The sequence below is a fragment of the Streptomyces sp. NPDC111520 genome (assembly GCF_055635295.1).
Window position 1 is genome coordinate 223,807 of record NZ_JBVKBW010000003.1, and the last position, 15,050, is coordinate 238,856.

The 15,050-nt window shown below is 73.4% G+C and carries 16 protein-coding genes; 6 read left to right on the top strand and 10 right to left on the bottom strand.

From position 1 onward, the window contains the following. Positions 1–68: 68 nt before the first annotated feature. On the bottom strand, positions 69–290 hold the full coding sequence (locus ACZ7MY_RS08410) for a helix-turn-helix domain-containing protein (RefSeq protein ID WP_499600494.1): 222 nt from the start codon (positions 288–290) through the stop codon (positions 69–71). Then, on the bottom strand, positions 290–781 hold the full coding sequence (locus tag ACZ7MY_RS08415; protein WP_499600495.1) for a DUF2975 domain-containing protein: 492 nt from the start codon (positions 779–781) through the stop codon (positions 290–292). Before ACZ7MY_RS08415 ends, ACZ7MY_RS08410 begins: the two co-directional genes overlap by 1 nt. 232 nt (positions 782–1,013) lie before the next feature. Between ACZ7MY_RS08415 and ACZ7MY_RS08420 the strand changes: the two genes are divergently transcribed. After that, positions 1,014–1,469, top strand: coding sequence for a DUF6193 family natural product biosynthesis protein (locus ACZ7MY_RS08420; RefSeq protein ID WP_499600496.1), 456 nt, complete (start codon positions 1,014–1,016; stop codon positions 1,467–1,469). Between the two features lie 56 nt (positions 1,470–1,525). Here the strand turns inward: ACZ7MY_RS08420 and ACZ7MY_RS08425 are convergent, their stop codons facing one another. Beyond that, positions 1,526–2,419 carry an NADP-dependent oxidoreductase gene (locus ACZ7MY_RS08425; protein WP_499600930.1) on the bottom strand — a complete coding sequence of 298 codons (894 nt, stop codon included), beginning with the start codon at positions 2,417–2,419 and terminating at the stop codon, positions 1,526–1,528. A gap of 197 nt (positions 2,420–2,616) precedes the next feature. Between ACZ7MY_RS08425 and ACZ7MY_RS08430 the strand changes: the two genes are divergently transcribed. Both ACZ7MY_RS08430 and ACZ7MY_RS08435 read left to right on the top strand, forming a co-directional pair. Continuing rightward, a complete protein-coding gene (locus ACZ7MY_RS08430) occupies positions 2,617–3,033 on the top strand; it encodes a winged helix-turn-helix transcriptional regulator (protein ID WP_499600497.1) in 417 nt (138 codons plus the stop codon). Positions 3,034–3,238: 205 nt separating this feature from the next. Then, entirely contained in the window at positions 3,239–4,132 is an 894-nt protein-coding gene (locus ACZ7MY_RS08435; RefSeq protein ID WP_499600498.1) for a phosphotransferase family protein, read from the top strand. Positions 4,133–4,216: 84 nt separating this feature from the next. On the opposite strand, the gene ACZ7MY_RS08440 is transcribed toward ACZ7MY_RS08435, so the two are convergent. Next, positions 4,217–5,518: an amidohydrolase family protein gene (locus ACZ7MY_RS08440; RefSeq protein WP_499600499.1), complete on the bottom strand. Its 1,302-nt coding sequence runs from the start codon at positions 5,516–5,518 to the stop codon at positions 4,217–4,219. A gap of 158 nt (positions 5,519–5,676) precedes the next feature. Between ACZ7MY_RS08440 and ACZ7MY_RS08445 the strand changes: the two genes are divergently transcribed. Then, the gene (locus ACZ7MY_RS08445) at positions 5,677–6,699 is read left to right on the top strand and encodes an LLM class flavin-dependent oxidoreductase (protein WP_499600500.1); all 1,023 of its coding nucleotides are present in this window, start codon (positions 5,677–5,679) and stop codon (positions 6,697–6,699) included. A gap of 106 nt (positions 6,700–6,805) precedes the next feature. Here ACZ7MY_RS08445 and ACZ7MY_RS08450 read toward each other — a convergent pair whose 3' ends face one another. The 4 genes from ACZ7MY_RS08450 to ACZ7MY_RS08465 all read right to left on the bottom strand — a co-directional run bounded on the left by ACZ7MY_RS08450 (position 6,806) and on the right by ACZ7MY_RS08465 (position 12,112). Then, the gene (locus tag ACZ7MY_RS08450) at positions 6,806–8,275 is read right to left on the bottom strand and encodes an MFS transporter (RefSeq protein ID WP_499600501.1); all 1,470 of its coding nucleotides are present in this window, start codon (positions 8,273–8,275) and stop codon (positions 6,806–6,808) included. 146 nt (positions 8,276–8,421) lie between these two features. Next, positions 8,422–8,901 (bottom strand): MerR family transcriptional regulator, encoded by a 480-nt coding sequence (locus ACZ7MY_RS08455; protein WP_499600502.1) that lies wholly within the window; start codon positions 8,899–8,901, stop codon positions 8,422–8,424. 203 nt (positions 8,902–9,104) lie between these two features. Beyond that, the gene (locus tag ACZ7MY_RS08460; RefSeq protein ID WP_499600503.1) at positions 9,105–11,429 is read right to left on the bottom strand and encodes an ABC transporter permease; all 2,325 of its coding nucleotides are present in this window, start codon (positions 11,427–11,429) and stop codon (positions 9,105–9,107) included. After that, positions 11,426–12,112: an ABC transporter ATP-binding protein gene (locus tag ACZ7MY_RS08465; protein ID WP_499600504.1), complete on the bottom strand. Its 687-nt coding sequence runs from the start codon at positions 12,110–12,112 to the stop codon at positions 11,426–11,428. Before ACZ7MY_RS08465 ends, ACZ7MY_RS08460 begins: the two co-directional genes overlap by 4 nt. A gap of 288 nt (positions 12,113–12,400) precedes the next feature. On the opposite strand from ACZ7MY_RS08465, the gene ACZ7MY_RS08470 reads away from it, so the two are divergent. Next, positions 12,401–12,646 carry a hypothetical protein gene (locus ACZ7MY_RS08470; protein WP_499600505.1) on the top strand — a complete coding sequence of 82 codons (246 nt, stop codon included), beginning with the start codon at positions 12,401–12,403 and terminating at the stop codon, positions 12,644–12,646. 59 nt (positions 12,647–12,705) lie between these two features. Here ACZ7MY_RS08470 and ACZ7MY_RS08475 read toward each other — a convergent pair whose 3' ends face one another. Together ACZ7MY_RS08475 and ACZ7MY_RS08480 are read right to left on the bottom strand one after the other, a co-directional pair. Continuing rightward, positions 12,706–13,494, bottom strand: a complete 789-nt coding sequence (locus ACZ7MY_RS08475; RefSeq protein ID WP_499600506.1) for a DUF427 domain-containing protein — start codon at positions 13,492–13,494, stop codon at positions 12,706–12,708. A 252-nt stretch (positions 13,495–13,746) separates the two neighbouring features. Then, on the bottom strand, positions 13,747–14,154 hold the full coding sequence (locus tag ACZ7MY_RS08480; protein ID WP_499600507.1) for a nuclear transport factor 2 family protein: 408 nt from the start codon (positions 14,152–14,154) through the stop codon (positions 13,747–13,749). 650 nt (positions 14,155–14,804) lie between these two features. Here ACZ7MY_RS08480 and ACZ7MY_RS08485 point away from each other — a divergent pair. Then, entirely contained in the window at positions 14,805–14,990 is a 186-nt protein-coding gene (locus ACZ7MY_RS08485; protein ID WP_499600508.1) for a hypothetical protein, read from the top strand. The last annotated feature ends 60 nt before the right edge of the window (positions 14,991–15,050 follow it).

Below are 15,050 nucleotides of genomic sequence, written 5' to 3' on the forward strand. Positions count from 1 at the left end.
GAACGCGCCCCCCGTCCTTCCGCGCGGAAGGACGGGGGGGCGCGTTCCCGGGCCCGCTCCGGGGCGTCTCATTCGCCGGCGGGGTCCTCGGTCTCCCAGCGCAGCAGGTCGCCGGGCTGGCACTCCAGGACCTCGCAGAGCGCGGCCAGCGTCGCGAAGCGCACCGCCTTGGCGCGGCCGTTCTTGAGCACCGCCAGGTTGGCGGGCGTGATCCCGACGCGGTCCGCGAGTTCGCCGACGGACATCTTCCGCCTGGCCAGCATCACGTCGATGTCGACGGAGATCGGCATCAGATCACCTCGTCCAGCTCGGCCTGCATCTGCTTCGCTTCGACGTCGCGCGCGACGGCCTGCGCGAGCAGCATCCGCAGGACGAGCACGAGCAGCGCGACCCCGAGGATGGCCACGCCGATCCCGCCCATGATGACGGTGACGCCCGGGTCCTCCCGCTGACCCGGCGCGTTGATGGCCGTGACGGTGAACCAGACGAGGGCCGCCGCCACGATCGAGCCGATCACGACGTCCACGTACCGGAAGGCGGCGTGGGAGAAGACGGTTCCGCGGCGCACCATCGTCACCAGCCGCCATACGCAGACCCCGGCGACCTGGACGGACACCATGCCCAGGATCGTGACCAGGCGCAGCGGGGTCAGCGGGAGCGACCCGTCCTCCGGGTCGTTGCCCGACACCAGGGCCCACACCATCCCCACCTGTATGAACACGGTGCCGGCGAGCACCACCACGAGCACGGCGCGCAGCGCCCCCACTGTCAGCTTTCCCACAACCCATCCTTCCATCGACTTCCGATGGAAATCTATCGAGTTTCGATAGATGAAGCAAGACGCGGGACGGCCGGGCGACGGCTTCGGCGCGGAAGCGCGGAGAGGTGGTCCGAGCGACGCGGACCGTGCCGGCAGCAAGCGGGTGCTCCACGGCACGACGGGCTCCCGGCCCACCGGCAGGCCCGCAGTTGGGGGGCTTCCGCCCCGCCTGCGCCGGCCTCACACTGTGGCGGTGAACTCGTACGAAGCCATCCCCACGGGGCACGGGCCTCTTCCGCGCAGGCCGGTCCTCCCCGACCTCGCCGCGGCGCGGGAGCGGGGTCCGGACGACCTGCTGGAGGCGAGGTGGCAGGGGCTGATCCTGAGCCGGCGGTGGATGCGCGAACGTCACGAGTCGCTCAGGCCGGGACGTCCCTACCCGGGCATCGTCCCCCTCCTGCACGCCGCGTACGCGGAACCGGGACTGCGGCGGCTCTTCCCCTTCACGAGCCACTTCGTCCTGTGCCTCAGCAGTTCCACCACGCACCCGTACGACGTGCGGGTGCCGTCCGTGGAACCGTTGCGCGACGGCCGGTTCCGCGTCCGTCAGCCCCGCGGTTCCACGGTGATCGGCCACACCGGCACCCCCGAGGAGGCCGTCGCCCTCGTCGCCGCCCACCTTCCGCCCGGGCCCGGCCCCCGGCCGTAGCCCGGGCAGGGGCTGACCCTTCCCGGACCCGGGCGCCCCGGGTGGCCGGCCCGGCCTCAGGGAACGAGCACGATCCGGCCCGGCAGGTTGCCCTCGGCCAGCCGTGCGTGGGCCTCCGCCACCGCGTGCAGGGGGTAGGTCCGCGCCACACGGGTCCGCAGCACCCCCTCGTCGGCGAGCCGGGACAGCTCGGCGAGCAGGGCACCGTCAGCCCGCACGCCCATGGCGTCGACGCGTATGCCGCGCTCGGGCCGGGGTTCCTGGCCGGGCCACAGACCGGCGTAGGCGCCTCCGTCGCGAACGGCGGCGAGCGCGTCCGGTCCCAGCCGGGCGGCGTCGAGCACGCCGTCGAAGCCGGCTGCCCGGGGGGCCTGTCCGCGGGCCAGGAAATGGTCGGCGCCGCGGGAGAGGAGGAACTCCTCGTGCACGGCGGAGTCGAGCCCGGTGACCTCCAGCCCACGCCGGTGGGCGAGTTCCACCGTGTGGACGCCGACGCCGCCTGCCGCACCGGTGACCAGCAGATTCCCGCCCGGCACCAGGGAGAGCAGGTCCAGCGCCTGGGCGGCGGTCGTCGCGTTCAGGGGAAGGGTCGCGGCGTGGACGTCGTCGAGGGTCGCGGGGGCCGGTGCGAGGGTGCCGGCGTCCAGGACGACGTAGTCGGCGTGGGTGCCGAGCGGCTTGTGATGCCCGGTGGCCAGGGCGATGACACGGTCGCCGGCCGACCAGGACGTTCCGGGCCCGACGGCGTCCACGGTTCCGGCGACGTCGAAGCCGAGGCCGATGCGCTCCCGGCCGCCGAAGACGCCGGACCGCATGGCCGCGTCCACGGGATTGAGCGCCGCCGCCCCCACCTTGATCCGGACCTGGCCCGGCCCCGGGACGGGCACCGGGTGTTCGGTGATCTCCACCGCGTCGGGGCCGCCGAAGCGGGTGACGGTCGCGGCACGCATGAGCATGGTGTTCTCCTGCCTGAGGGGGTGTGGTGACACGTCGAGCGCCGCCGGATGATGCACGGCGGGCGGGTCTCCGGGCGTGCGCACGCCTGTGACCCGGCTTCTTACGTTTGGTGCGCAACCTCATGATGAGTCAGCATGGACGGCGTCACAAAAGGCACAGGCGTGTGCGCAACCGGAAGGACATGGGCGTCATGGACGACGGCACGACGGACGAGCGGCATGCCGTACTGGCGGGTCCCTGCGCCCGCTGGCCCATGGAGAAGGGCGAGGGCATCCGGCACATCGTGGACCGGGCCGGCGACAAGTGGACCGTGCTGGTGATCGGCACACTGGAGCACGGGCCCATGCGCTACACCGACCTGCAGCGCTCCGTCCCGGGCATCTCCCAGCGCATGCTCACGCACACCCTGCGCCAGTTGCAGCGCGACGGCCTCGTCACCCGCACCGCCTACCCCGAGGTGCCGCCGCGGGTGGAGTACGCGCTGACCGACCTCGGCACCACCCTGCTCGACGCCGTGACCGTGCTGATCGACTGGGCCGGCACCCACCACGACGAGATCCGCGCCCATCGTTCCCGCTTCGACGAGGCGGCCGCGGCCACGCCCTGACTCCCCACGCACGACCGCGCGTTGCCGGACCCGACGTCGACGAACACCCGACGGCCGCGCGGGCGGCCACCGGGTCCGCGCTCGTCGCGAACCCGACACCGGGGACATGCACGCCGTGCCGGCCCTGCCCTAGGGTTGCGCGCGTGCCAAGGACCACCTCCCCCTCCCCCGCGACCGCGCCCTCGGACGCCCGGAGGACCAGGGCATGAGCCACGAAGTGCCGGCGGACCTGCTGGAGATCGCCGACGCGCTGCTGCCCGGCGCCCCGCTGGACCGGGCGCGGTTGGCCGCCGACGGCAACATCCATCACGTCGTGCTCCTCCCCGGGGTCGCGGCCGTGCGGATCGCCAGGCGTCCGTCGGCGGCGGAGGCCCTGCCACGCCGGACGGAACTGCTGCGCGCGGTCGCGGCGGCCGGCCTGCCGTTCGCCGTACCCGAACCGCTCACGCCGGTCACCGCCTTCGACGGCCGTACCGCCGTCGCCGTGTCCTGGCTCGACGGCACCGCACTGCCCGAAGGGGAAGGGGACCCGGAACAGATCGGCGAACTCCTGCGCGCCCTGCGGGAGACACCCCTCACTCCGGCGCTCCGCCGGGCCCTGGCCGGCTCCCCGGAACAGCCCCCCGCACGAGGCTGGGCCCGCGTCCTGGCCGAGGACGTCATCCCCCGGCTGCCGGCACGCTTGCGCGACGAGGGCCGGCGCCGCCTGGACGCCGCGCTCGCCCTGGGTCCCGTCCCGGACGCGCTCGTCCACGGCGACCTCGGCGGTTCCAACGTCCTCTGGGGACCGGACGGCAAGCTGACCGGCGTCCTGGACTGGGACCTCGCGCTGCCCTTCGACCCGGCCGTCGACGCCGCCTGCATGGCCTGGCACGGCTGGGACACCGTCCGCGAAGCCGTCGACCACGAGACCTACCGGCGCGCACGCGTCTGGGACCGGACCTTCGGCATCGGGCACCTCATCGCGGTCCTGCCCGGGAGAACCCTCTCGAACGTGGACGGTTACCTCGACCACATCGTGCCCTGGCTCGAACACGACGCCCGTGGGGACGGCAGCGGGGCGGCGGGCGCCGCCGGCCCCACGCGGCCGGGGCCGTGACGCCCGAAGGCCGCGTCCTCCACGGCGGTTGACCCGCCGGCGCCCACCGTGCCCGGTCCGGCGCCCACCGTGCCCGGTCCGGTGTCAGCCGGCCCTGTCCGGGCCGGAGCCGTACCGGCGTTCACGGACGGCCCCCACGACCCGGGCGACCCGGGCGTCGAAGGCGTCGAGTTCCTCCGCCTCCGCCACGTCGGGGACGAACACCCGACGGTCGCACGGGACGCCTGCCCGCCAGATCCGTTCGACGGCCCGGGTCCCGGTGACGTCGGTCAACGGGTCGCCGGACACGAGGAGGAGGTCCGCGCGCCGACCGGGCGCGACGAGCCCGCGGTCGGCGAGGGCGAACACCCGCGCCGGAGCGGCGGTCGCGGCGTCCAGCGCCTGGGCGGGCGTGAGGCCGCAGCGCGTGAGCAGTTCCAGCTCCCGGTGCAGGCTCGCCCCGAACACGGTTCCCGGGTTCGGGGCGTCGGTGCCGGCCAGGATCGTCACGCCCGCGTCGGCCAGCCGGCCGACGTTCTCCTCCGCCCGGCCGTAGGACGGCGACCGCCGTCCGCGCCGCCCCGATGGGCCGGAGGTCAGCCGCCGCAGCTGCGCGTCACCGAGTTTCGCGGCCAGTCGCGGGTCCGCGGCGACCGCGGCCCCGCCCGGTTCTCCGAGGACGTTCTCGAGGGTCGCCAGCGTCGGGCCGACCGCGATCCCGGCCTCGGCGATCCGCCCGGCCAGGGCAGCGTCCAGTTCCCCGTCCACGGGCACATGAGCGATGACGTCGACGCCCGCCGACACGACGTCCCGCACCCCGGCCACCGAATGGGCGTGCGCCACGACCACGAGTCCCCGGCGATGCGCCGCTGCGGTCAGCGCGGTGATCGTGTCCAGGCCCAAGGAAGGCGTCGCCCACGGGCCCGCCGCACCCGAGGGGGCGAAGACCTTCAGGTAGTCCGAGCCCTCTGCGACCCGGTCCGCGACGAACCGCTCGGCCTGCCCCGGGCCGGTCACGGTCGGGAACGGGTCGTACATCATCGAGGGATGGCCGCCCGGCGCGGTGGCACCGACGCCCGCGGAACGCACGTCGGCCACGTCCGGCCGGGCGGCGGCCCGCCGCTTGGCCGCCGCCATCACCTCGGCCTGGCTGAACATGTCCAGTGCGGTGGTCACACCGAAGGTGAGCCCCTGCGCCAGAGCGCCGGGCACCAGGTGGATGTGCGCGTCGATCAGCCCCGGCAGGAGGGTGCCGCCCTCGGCGTCGACCACCTCGTCGCCGTTCCGTGCGGTGGGAGCGGTGGCGCAGTCCGTGAGGACGCCGTCGGCGATCCGGACCGACGTCCAGTCCCGCAGCCGGGTGCCGTCGAAGACCCTCGCGTTGACGATCGCCGTTGCTCTGGGCACGGGGCCCCTCCCGGACGGATGTGCTCGATGCTGACCGGGCGGGACGGTAGAGGCTCACGCGACGCCAGGTCAACCGGCCGCGGCGGCCCGCGCGGGGCGATCGTGGGTTCGCCGCCGGCGGACGGAATCAAACACGGCCCCCGGACGCTGGGGAGTGGGTGAAGAAGATCGGATTCCTCTCCTTCGGCCACTGGTCGGACAGCGAGCATTCCCGGGCCAGGTCGGCCGCGGACGTCCTGCGGCAGTCGATCGACCTCGCGGTCGCCGCCGAGGAGATCGGCGTGGACGGTGCGTACTTCCGGGTGCACCACTTCGCCCGGCAGGCGGCCAGCCCGTTCCCGCTCCTCGCGGCGATAGGCGCGCGGACCTCGAAGATCGAGATCGGCACCGGCGTGATCGACATGCGCTACGAGAACCCGCTGTACATGGCCGAGGACGCGGGTGCCGCCGACCTCATATCGGGCGGACGGCTGCAACTGGGCGTCAGCCGCGGTTCACCGGAGCAAGTGATCGACGGCTGGCGCCTGTTCGGCTACGAACCGGCTCCCGGCGAGTCGGCCGCCGACATGGCCCGCCGCCACACCGAGGCGTTCCTCACGGTCCTCGGAGGCGAGGGATTCGCCGAGCCGAACCCGCGGCCCATGTTCCCCAACCCGCCGGGGCTGCTGCGGGTCGAACCGCACTCCGAGGGGCTGCGCGACCGGATCTGGTGGGGCTCCGCGTCGAACGCGACCGCCATCTGGGCCGCGGAGCTGGGGATGAACCTGCAGAGTTCGACGCTCAAGGACGACGAGACGGGCGAGCCGCTCCACGTCCAGCAGCGCAAGCAGATCGAGGCGTACCGCGAGGCCTACAGGAAGGCGGGCCACACCAGGGAACCCCGGGTGTCGGTCAGCCGCAGCATCTTCGCCCTGACCGACGACCTCGACCGGGCCTACTTCGGCCGCGACCGCAACTCCCGGGACCAGATCGGCATGATCGACGACACGACCCGGGCCGTCTTCGGGCGCTCCTACGCCGCGGAGCCGGAGGAACTGGTGAGGCTGCTGCGGGACGACGAGGCGATCCAGGCCGCGGACACCCTCCTGCTGACCATCCCGAACCAGCTCGGGGTGGACTACAACACGCATGTGCTGGAGAGCATCCTCACCCATGTGGCGCCGGAACTCGGCTGGCGCTGACCACCGGCCGACGAGCGGGGGGGCCGACGGGCCTCCCGCCCCGGCGGTGCCCCCGCCGGCGCCCGGTCCTCTACGGTCCTACCTTGGGCGCCGGTTGGACGGGCCGTCACTCACGCACGGCCGCCTCCCGGGGCGAGCCGTGCCTGACGGCGGGCGGTGCGTCCGGCCTGCGCGGGGCACGGATGACCAGGGCGGCGAGCAGCACGGCGACTGCGGTCACGGCGGCCGCCACGGTCATGGCCGCGTTGTAGCCGGCGGTCAGGGCCTGGGGCAGGGCCTCGTGGGTGAGCGAGGAGGTCACGGTCGCGGCGGCGCCGGAGATGACGGCCAGGCCGAGCGCGCCCCCCGCCTGCTGGGAGGTGGTGATCAGACCCGAGGTGACGCCCGCCCAGCGCGCCGGGACCCCGGCGGTGGCGGCGGCGTACATCGGGGCGAAGCTCATGCCGTAGCCGAGGGGCATGACCAGCAGCCCCGGCAGCACGTGCACGAGGTAACCGCCGTGCACGGGAAGGTGGCTGACCCAGAGCATCCCGGTGACGACCAGGGCCGGGCCGAGGATCAGGAACGGCCGGAAGCCGAAGCGGCGGACCAGGCCGGCCATCCTGGTGGAGGTCAGGCCCAGGACGACGGGGAAGGGCAGGAAGGCGAGCCCGGTGCGGACCGCGCTGTAGTGCTCGACGTCCTGGAGGTAGAGGGTGAGCAGGAAGAACATGCCGAGGTTACCGGCGAAGACCGCGGCCATCATGCCGTTCGCGCCCGAGACGTTGCGGATCTTGAATATCCCGAGGTCCACCAGCGGCTCCCCGGCGCGCATCTCGTTGACGGCGAAGGCGGCGAGCAGGATCGCGCAGGCGGCGAACCCGGTCAGGGTGCGCCCGTCGGTCCAGCCCCATGCGGGCGCCTGGCTGAAGGCGAGGACCCCCGCCATCAGGCCGGCGGTGGCCAGCACCGCGCCGGGCGCGTCCGGCAGGCCGCGCCGCCCGGCCCGTTCGGGCCGGTGGTCGGGGACGAGACGGGGCACGAGCGCGAGGACGGTCAGGCCGACGGGGACGTTGATGAAGAAGTTCCAGCGCCATCCCGCGTACTGGGTCAGCACGCCGCCCAGGAGCAGTCCGACCGCGGCCCCACCGGTGGCGACCATGGACCAGTAGCCCAGGGCGCGGGCGCGCCGGTGCCCGTCCGGGAAGAGCACCAGGACGGTGGACAGGGCCGCCGGGGACATGACGGCGGCGGCCAGGCCCTGCAGGCCGCGCAGCACGATGAGCAGCGGCACCGAGGAGTTCACCCCGATCAGGAACGACACCAGGGTGAAGGCCGCCATGCCGGCGATCAGGGTGCGACGGCGGCCGAGCAGGTCGGCGATCCGGCCGCCCAGCAGCAGGAAGCCGCCGAACGCGAGGACGTAGGCGGTGACCACCCACTGGATGGTGCTGTCTCCGAAGTCGAGTTCGCGTTTGATCACGGGCAGGGCGACGTTGATGATCGCGGTGTCGAGCACCACCATGAACTGCGCCGTCGCCACCAGGGCGAACACCGGCCAGGGACCGACAGCCCCGGGCATTCTTGCCGTGCGCATGACAGATTCCTCACGGTAGGGCTTCCGGCGGGGGCGCGCGGGAGCGAAGGGGAGGTGGGGAGAGCAAGTCGGGCGGTCCGCGTCTTCGCGCCGTCCGTCCGCCGGCGGTTCCGGGTGGCCGCGCCCGCGCGAGGGCGGCCCTGCCGTCAGCTCAAGCGGTGACCGAGGAGTTCGCCCTCGGACTCCAGGCGACCGGCCGCGGCGTCGTCGCCGGCCTGCACGGCGCGCCAATAGGCGACCCGGTTGTCGATGTAGCGCTTGCGGGCCGCGAGGCGCTGCATCTCCGCCTCCAGCGCCTCGCCGTGCGCGGCCAGCATCTCGATCTTCATGGCGACCGTCTCGGAGGAGTGTCCGCGCGCCGCCATCAGCGCGCGCATCTCCTCGATCCCCAGGCCCGCGGCCCGAAGGTGGGCCAACGACTCGATGCGGGTCAGGTCCCCGCGGGTGTAGGCGCGGTGGCCGCTGGAGGCGTCACGCGTGACGGGATCGATCAGCCCGATCTTCTCGTAGTACCGCAGCGTCCAGCCGCTCAGCCCGGTGATCCGGGAGACCTCCTGGACGCTCAGGACCGCCTCCGCCGCCTGCTCCGCGGTGCGCTCGCCCCGGACCGCCCGTGCTTCGTTCATGCATCGAGTATCGAGAACTTGGAGCGCTCCAAGTCAAGCGCCGGCTGCCGCCGGCCGCCGGAACGCCTGCGGGGCACCGGGGAGCGTACGGACCCACTGGCGGCACGGCGGCCACGCGCCCCTCCTCGGACGCGGGGCAGGCGCCTGCCCCGCCCGCGGGTTCGCCGGCGGGGCAGGTGGCGCCTGGGGCGGGCCCGGTGGGGTCACTCCGTGCGCAGGCCGTCCGGCCGCATCATCCGCCACAGCGGCGGCAGACTCGCCGCGGTCACCAGGAGCACGACGGTCGCACCGATGCCGGTCATCGCGCCCACCGCCGCCCAGTCGACGTGCGCCGGGTGGTTCACCATCCGCAGCAGGACCGCGCCCAGTACCAGGCCCGTGCCGCAGGCCAGGACGAGGCCCAGGACGACGGGGACCGCGGTCTGCCACAGGATCGACACGCTCAGGGTGCGGCGGCGGGCGCCGAAGGCGACCAGGGCCGCCAGGAGCTTCCTGCGTTCCCGCAGCTGTTCGAGCTGCGAGACGAAGAGGCTGGCGCCGATGAGCAGCAGGACCGCGCCGGAGCCGACCAGCAGCCCCTTCCGCACGGCGGCGAAACGGTCGTCCAGACGGACGGCGACCAGGGTCATCGGCACGAGCATCGCCTGCGCCTGGGCGGCGGCGTTGCGCACGTGCTCGACGGCGTCGGGATCGGCCGGGTCCACGGTGACGAAGGTCTGGTAGCGCAGGGCGCCCGCCGCCAGGTGCGGGAGCGCGGAGGGGGTGGCGAGGACGCCGCTCCTCGGGGAACCGCCGGGGTCCCGGCGGGGGTCCACGAGGGTCGCGTCCGCCGGCACCGTCCATCGGACCGGGTGGGTCGTGACGTCCCCGTCGTAGGTCGGTGCGACGAAGAACCGCTGTCCCGGCTTGCCCGGGGGCCCGCCGTATTCCAGCCCCTTCCCGGGCTTGATCAGGAACACGTCGCCTTCCTGGCAGGTGCTCAGCCGGGCGACCTCCCGCAGGGAAGCGCAATCGGCGACGGTGAGCGAGGTGGACGTGCGGGGTTGGCGGGCCCTGTCGCCGAGGTCCGTCGAGGCGAGGGTGGTGGCCCGCCGCACTCCACCCGCGGAGGCGATCCGTCCGGTGATCGCGGGAATGCGGGAGGCCGCGACCTGGGTGGGGACCAGTACGAGCAGTTGGGCGCGGTCGAGGTCGGCGCCGGTTGACCTGCTGTAGTCGCCCTGCACGCCGGTGAACAGCGACTGCAGGGCGATCGCGCCCGCCACCGCGACGGCGATGCCGTTGACGGGGCGGACGGCGATGCCGCTGGTCAGCTGCAGTCGTCGGACGGCGAGCTGCCAGGCGACGGAGCCGCCGCCGAGCCGGCTCACGGAGGACTCGACCAGCCAGGGCAGCAGAGCCGTGACGCCGATCAGGAGCAGCACGACGCCACCGATGACCTGCTGCTGGTCGAAGGGCTCGTCCTCGGAGTGGCCCATCAGGGGGGTGAGGAGGGCGAGACCGGCCAGTGAGGGCAGGACTCGCCACCACAGCCGACGCTGCGGTGGTCCGGCGGTGCGGACCACACCGAGCGGTTCGATGACCACGCCACGCATGGCGAAGAGGGTCACCGCGACCGAGGCGACCGGCACCGCCAGGATGACCAGCAGGCCGAGGAACGGGCTCAGGTGCACGTCGGACGCGAACAGCCCGGTGTCGAACACGCCGACGTCGTCGGCGAACCGGCGTCCGGCGAAGAAGAGGGCGAGCCCGACGGCGAGCCCGAGTACGGTGCCGCCCAGCGCCTCGCCCGCTGCGATCCTGCGGGTCGTCGCCGCGTCCGCGCCCACCAGGCGCAGCGCGGCCAGCCGCCGGTCGCGACGTTCACCGCCGAAACGGACCGCGGCGGCGATGAAGACGGCCACCGGCACCAGCAGCACGACGAGGATGATCATCGTCAGCAGCACGAGTACGGGGTCCCAGGGCTGTTCCTGCGGGGCGTTGCCGAAGCCCTTGATCTGCTGGACGAAGTCGTCGCCCGGCTTCATGGTGTCGTCACCCGCGTAGTAGACGAGGTCACGCGAGCCGAGCAGGCCCTCGTCCCCGACGGTGCCGACCCGTTCGTAGGGAAGCCGGGGTGCCAGAAGCCCGCCGTCGGCGGAGTCGAGCAACGCGGCCAGCGCAGGGGAGAGCACCATCTCGCCGGGACCGGGGAGGTGGCTCACTCCGGGCGGCAGCGGGGCGTGGTGGCCTTGGGGGCGCACCAGCCTGCCCCACACGCTCTTGTCCCGGAAGACGCTCTCGGCCTCCCCGATGAGCAGGGTGTCGTCGCCGGCCTTCTCGGCCGTGACGTAGGTGCTGCGCGCGTCCCCCCGGTGCTCGCGGGCGTCGAGGGCGTTCGGGACGGCGGTGGCGAACAGCAGCAGGGCGACGCCGAGACCGACGCCCACGGAGGTCAGCAGGGTGCGCATCCAGCCCTCCCGGCCGCCGGTGACGGAGAACCTCGCGCCCGTCAGGAGGTCCTGCGTCCAGGTGGTGCCACGGCTCATGCGGCACGCTCCGCGGTGCGGGACCGGCCGTCGCGTACGACGACCTCACGGTCGGCGTAGGCGGCGACGCGGGCCTCATGGGTGACCAGGACGACGGCGGCGCGTGCCGAACGAGCGGCGTCGGTGAGGAGCCGCATGACGCGTTCGCCGTTGACGGAGTCGAGGGCGCCGGTGGGCTCGTCGGCGAAGAGCACCTTCGGCCCGGTGACGAGCGACCGGGCGACGGCGACCCGTTGCCCCTGGCCTCCGGACACCTCCCCCGGCCGCTTGTGGCCGAGGTCGGCGACCTCGAGGCGTTCCATCCACGAGCGCGCGGTGTCCTCGGCGTCCTTGCGCCTGACCCCGTTGAGGCGCAAGGGCAGCGCGACGTTCTCGACGCAGGTCAGTTCGGGCACGAGCTGCCCGAACTGGAAGACGAAGCCGAAGTCGCCGCGGCGCAGGGCGCTTCGCGCGGCATCGCTCATCGCGGACAACTCGCGTCCGGCGTAGGTGATGGTTCCCGAGTCCGGGGTGACGATGCCGGCGAGGCAGTGGAGAAGGGTCGACTTGCCGGACCCGGAGGGGCCCATGAGCGCGACGATCTCGCCGGGACCTATGGCGAACCCCGCGCCGTCCAGGGCGGTTGTGGCGCCGTACGACTTGCGCAGGGCGACGGCGGCGAGCAGGGAATCCGCGGCGGTCATCCGCGTACCTCCTTGAGGAGGTTCCCGAGCGCGAGCCGGCACAGGCCGGCCGCGCACGGGAACAGGGCGTGTCCGCAGAGGATTCGGCCGGCGAGGACGCCGTACGGCATGCGGTGGGTCAGGGCCCGCATCAGGCTCGGGTGCCGGGCCGAGGGCAGGTCCCCAGGGGCCCGGGCGCTGCGTGGGGCGAGGGCATGCGAGCACTATACACATCACGTATACACGCGATGCATACGCCAGCGGAGGGCGGTCTGGACCCGGGTCCGGCTCCTGGAGCGCTGGGACGTCATGGGCCGGGGCGCGGCATCGGCGTTCCTCGGCGTGCGCGCGGGCCACCCCGGCTTCGCCATGATGGCGCTCGACAGCAGCGTGTTCGTCCGTGCCTCGACGGGCGAGACCGGCGTCGACGTGCTCGCGGTACGCCACCCGGACCGCTCCGCGAACGTCCGGCGGCACCTGGCGTCGATGGCTCGCAGTCCGTACGTCGACCGCGGGCTCAGGGAGCGGCTCGCGGCCTGGCTCGCGGGACGCTGAGGCCGGGGCCCCGGTCGCCCCGGCGACGCCCCGGCCCCGACCCGGCCCCGACCCGGCCGCTACTTGGCCATGCCCAGCGCCGTGTCCGTGGGCTTCGGGAGCAGGAACCCGTCGACGTAGAGGTCGACGTGCTCGTTGTAGAACGCGACCAGGCCCGCGATGCGGTTGGCGTGGATGGTCGGGAAGTCGTACCCCCAGGCGATGTCCTCGTGCGAGCCCGTGTCGCCGTCGAACGACCAGTAGCCGCTCGTCGTCCCCTTGTACGGGCAGCGCGTCACGGTGTCCGAGCGCCGCAGCCGCGCCCAGTCGACGTACATGCGCTCGATGTAGTAGCGGGTCGGGAGGCCGGTCTCGAAAAGCTTCACGCAGTTGGGCGCCTCCGCCAGCACGACCCCGTCCACCTCGACCCGGACGCCGCTCGACGAACGCAGCGCGTCCACCCGCGAGTAGGGGCTCCTGGGGTGCACGAAGACCGGCTCGTCCTCCTCGAACCAGAAGTCCACCGCGTCCCATTCGAAGCGCACGGTGCCGTGCAGGGCTTCCGGGGCGTCCTCCTCCCACACCCACGCCGCGCCCTCACGCGCCTCCGGGCCGATCCGCAGGGCGTGCCGCCGCGCGGAGCCCGCGCCGTGGTGCTCGCTGTGGTGCTCGTCGACGAGCACGCCGTCGACCAGGTCCTCGACCGGGATGCTGAACTGCGGGTAGGCCCGCCACTCCCAGACGTACAGGGCACGGCGGGTGTCGAAGACGACACGTCCCCCGACCAGCCCCCGGACCCTGCGCGGCACCGGCTCGACGTGCCCGACCGGGACGATCAGGCTCGGGTGCAGGACGCTCTCGTTCGCCATGGTGGTGACCTCGGTCCACTCGTTCCTCTTGCGGCGCCGCGCACGGCGTGTTCCGTACGGCGAACGGCCGCGGGCATCTCCCGAGGGGAGACCGACCGCAGGGCGGAACCGTGACATGCTCCGGCCTTGGGGGCTGACGGCGACGCGTGCCGGCCGGAGGCGGACGGCGGTGCCGGGTGGCCCCCGGTGTCCACAGCACCACCCCCGGCGAGGCGCGCAGGGGCATGCGTCCCCCCGCGTCGGCCGACCGCGTCAAACGCCCCAGGCCTCGGTGAACCTCAGGGGGTCGTGGAAGTACTCCCTGGACCACACGATCCTGCCGTCCTCGACGCGGAGCATCGCCATAAGGTCGAGCGCCTCCAGCACCTGGCCCTGCGCGTCGAGGATGTTGTCGGTCCTGTGCATCAGGACGACGTCCCCGTCGGCACGGACGCGGTGGACGTCGATGCCGAAGCCCTCGGCGCCGAGGACGTCCCGGGCGCGGCGCAGGTCGTCCAGCAGCGCGTCCAGGCTCTCCACCGGGTGGTCGTTGGAGGTGACCGACCGCCAGCTGACGTCGGGGTGGACGAACCGCTCACAGGCGGCGACGGCATCCTCGTAGGTGGGGCCGAAGGCGGCGCAGAAGTCACGCGCCACGTCCATCGGCGATGCGGTGCTCAATGCCTTACATCCTGTTCGTATCGGGCCGGGCGGCTGCCCAGGGCCCTTACTCCCATCCGGCGGAATCGGCTGCCCCCGGAACGGCGGTCGGCGCCCGCGGCACATCGCGCCGGGCAAGCGCGTACCGAAGGTGCTCCCAACTCGGCCTCACGGCCCGGAACCTGATGCTTCCCATGGCTCGGTAGGGCGGGCGCGCAGTTGACGCAAGGACCATACGCCATAATCGACCGGTCACCTATTCCGGTCGGCGCTCTGCTCGCATGATGAGACGCCACACCGCGCGCGGCGGACGACGGGTTCCGGCCGCACCCCTCCGCATCTGCTTGACGAATCAAGCACACCCCGGGCTCGATCGTACCGGGTCCGGGCACCAGGCCGTCCCGGTCGCCGGAATCGCGAAGGGGGCGCGCGCCGCCCCGTCGGTGTGACCGCCTGGCGATCGAACGTCTCCGCAGGAAACGGGACATGGCAGACGAATCAAGAGTCGCACAACGTCCGGTGGCCATCACGGGTGCCGGGACGGGCCTCGGCCGGCAGTTCCACGCCGACCCTTTGCGACATCACGGACGGGGCGGCGGTGGCGCGTTGGGCGAGCCGGGTCACCGCAGCCGTGGGCACCGCGGGGCTGGACGTGCTCGGGCCCGAAGAGCATGGAAGCCGGTGGGACGACCACCGAGCAGGCGGTGGCGGAGCTGACGGAGCTGATCGACACGACGCCGCTCCCGGCCCTGATCCCGGTGGGCGAGGAGGCCAGGGAGTCCTCCGCATGGTGCGGACTCCCCGCGGCGGAACTCGACGCCCTGCGCCGGGAGCCGGCCGGCCTGACCGAGGGCTGAACCGCGCCCCGCACCGGAGCGCGGCTCGCCCGAGTGCGGCTCGCCCGAGTGCGGGCGGCA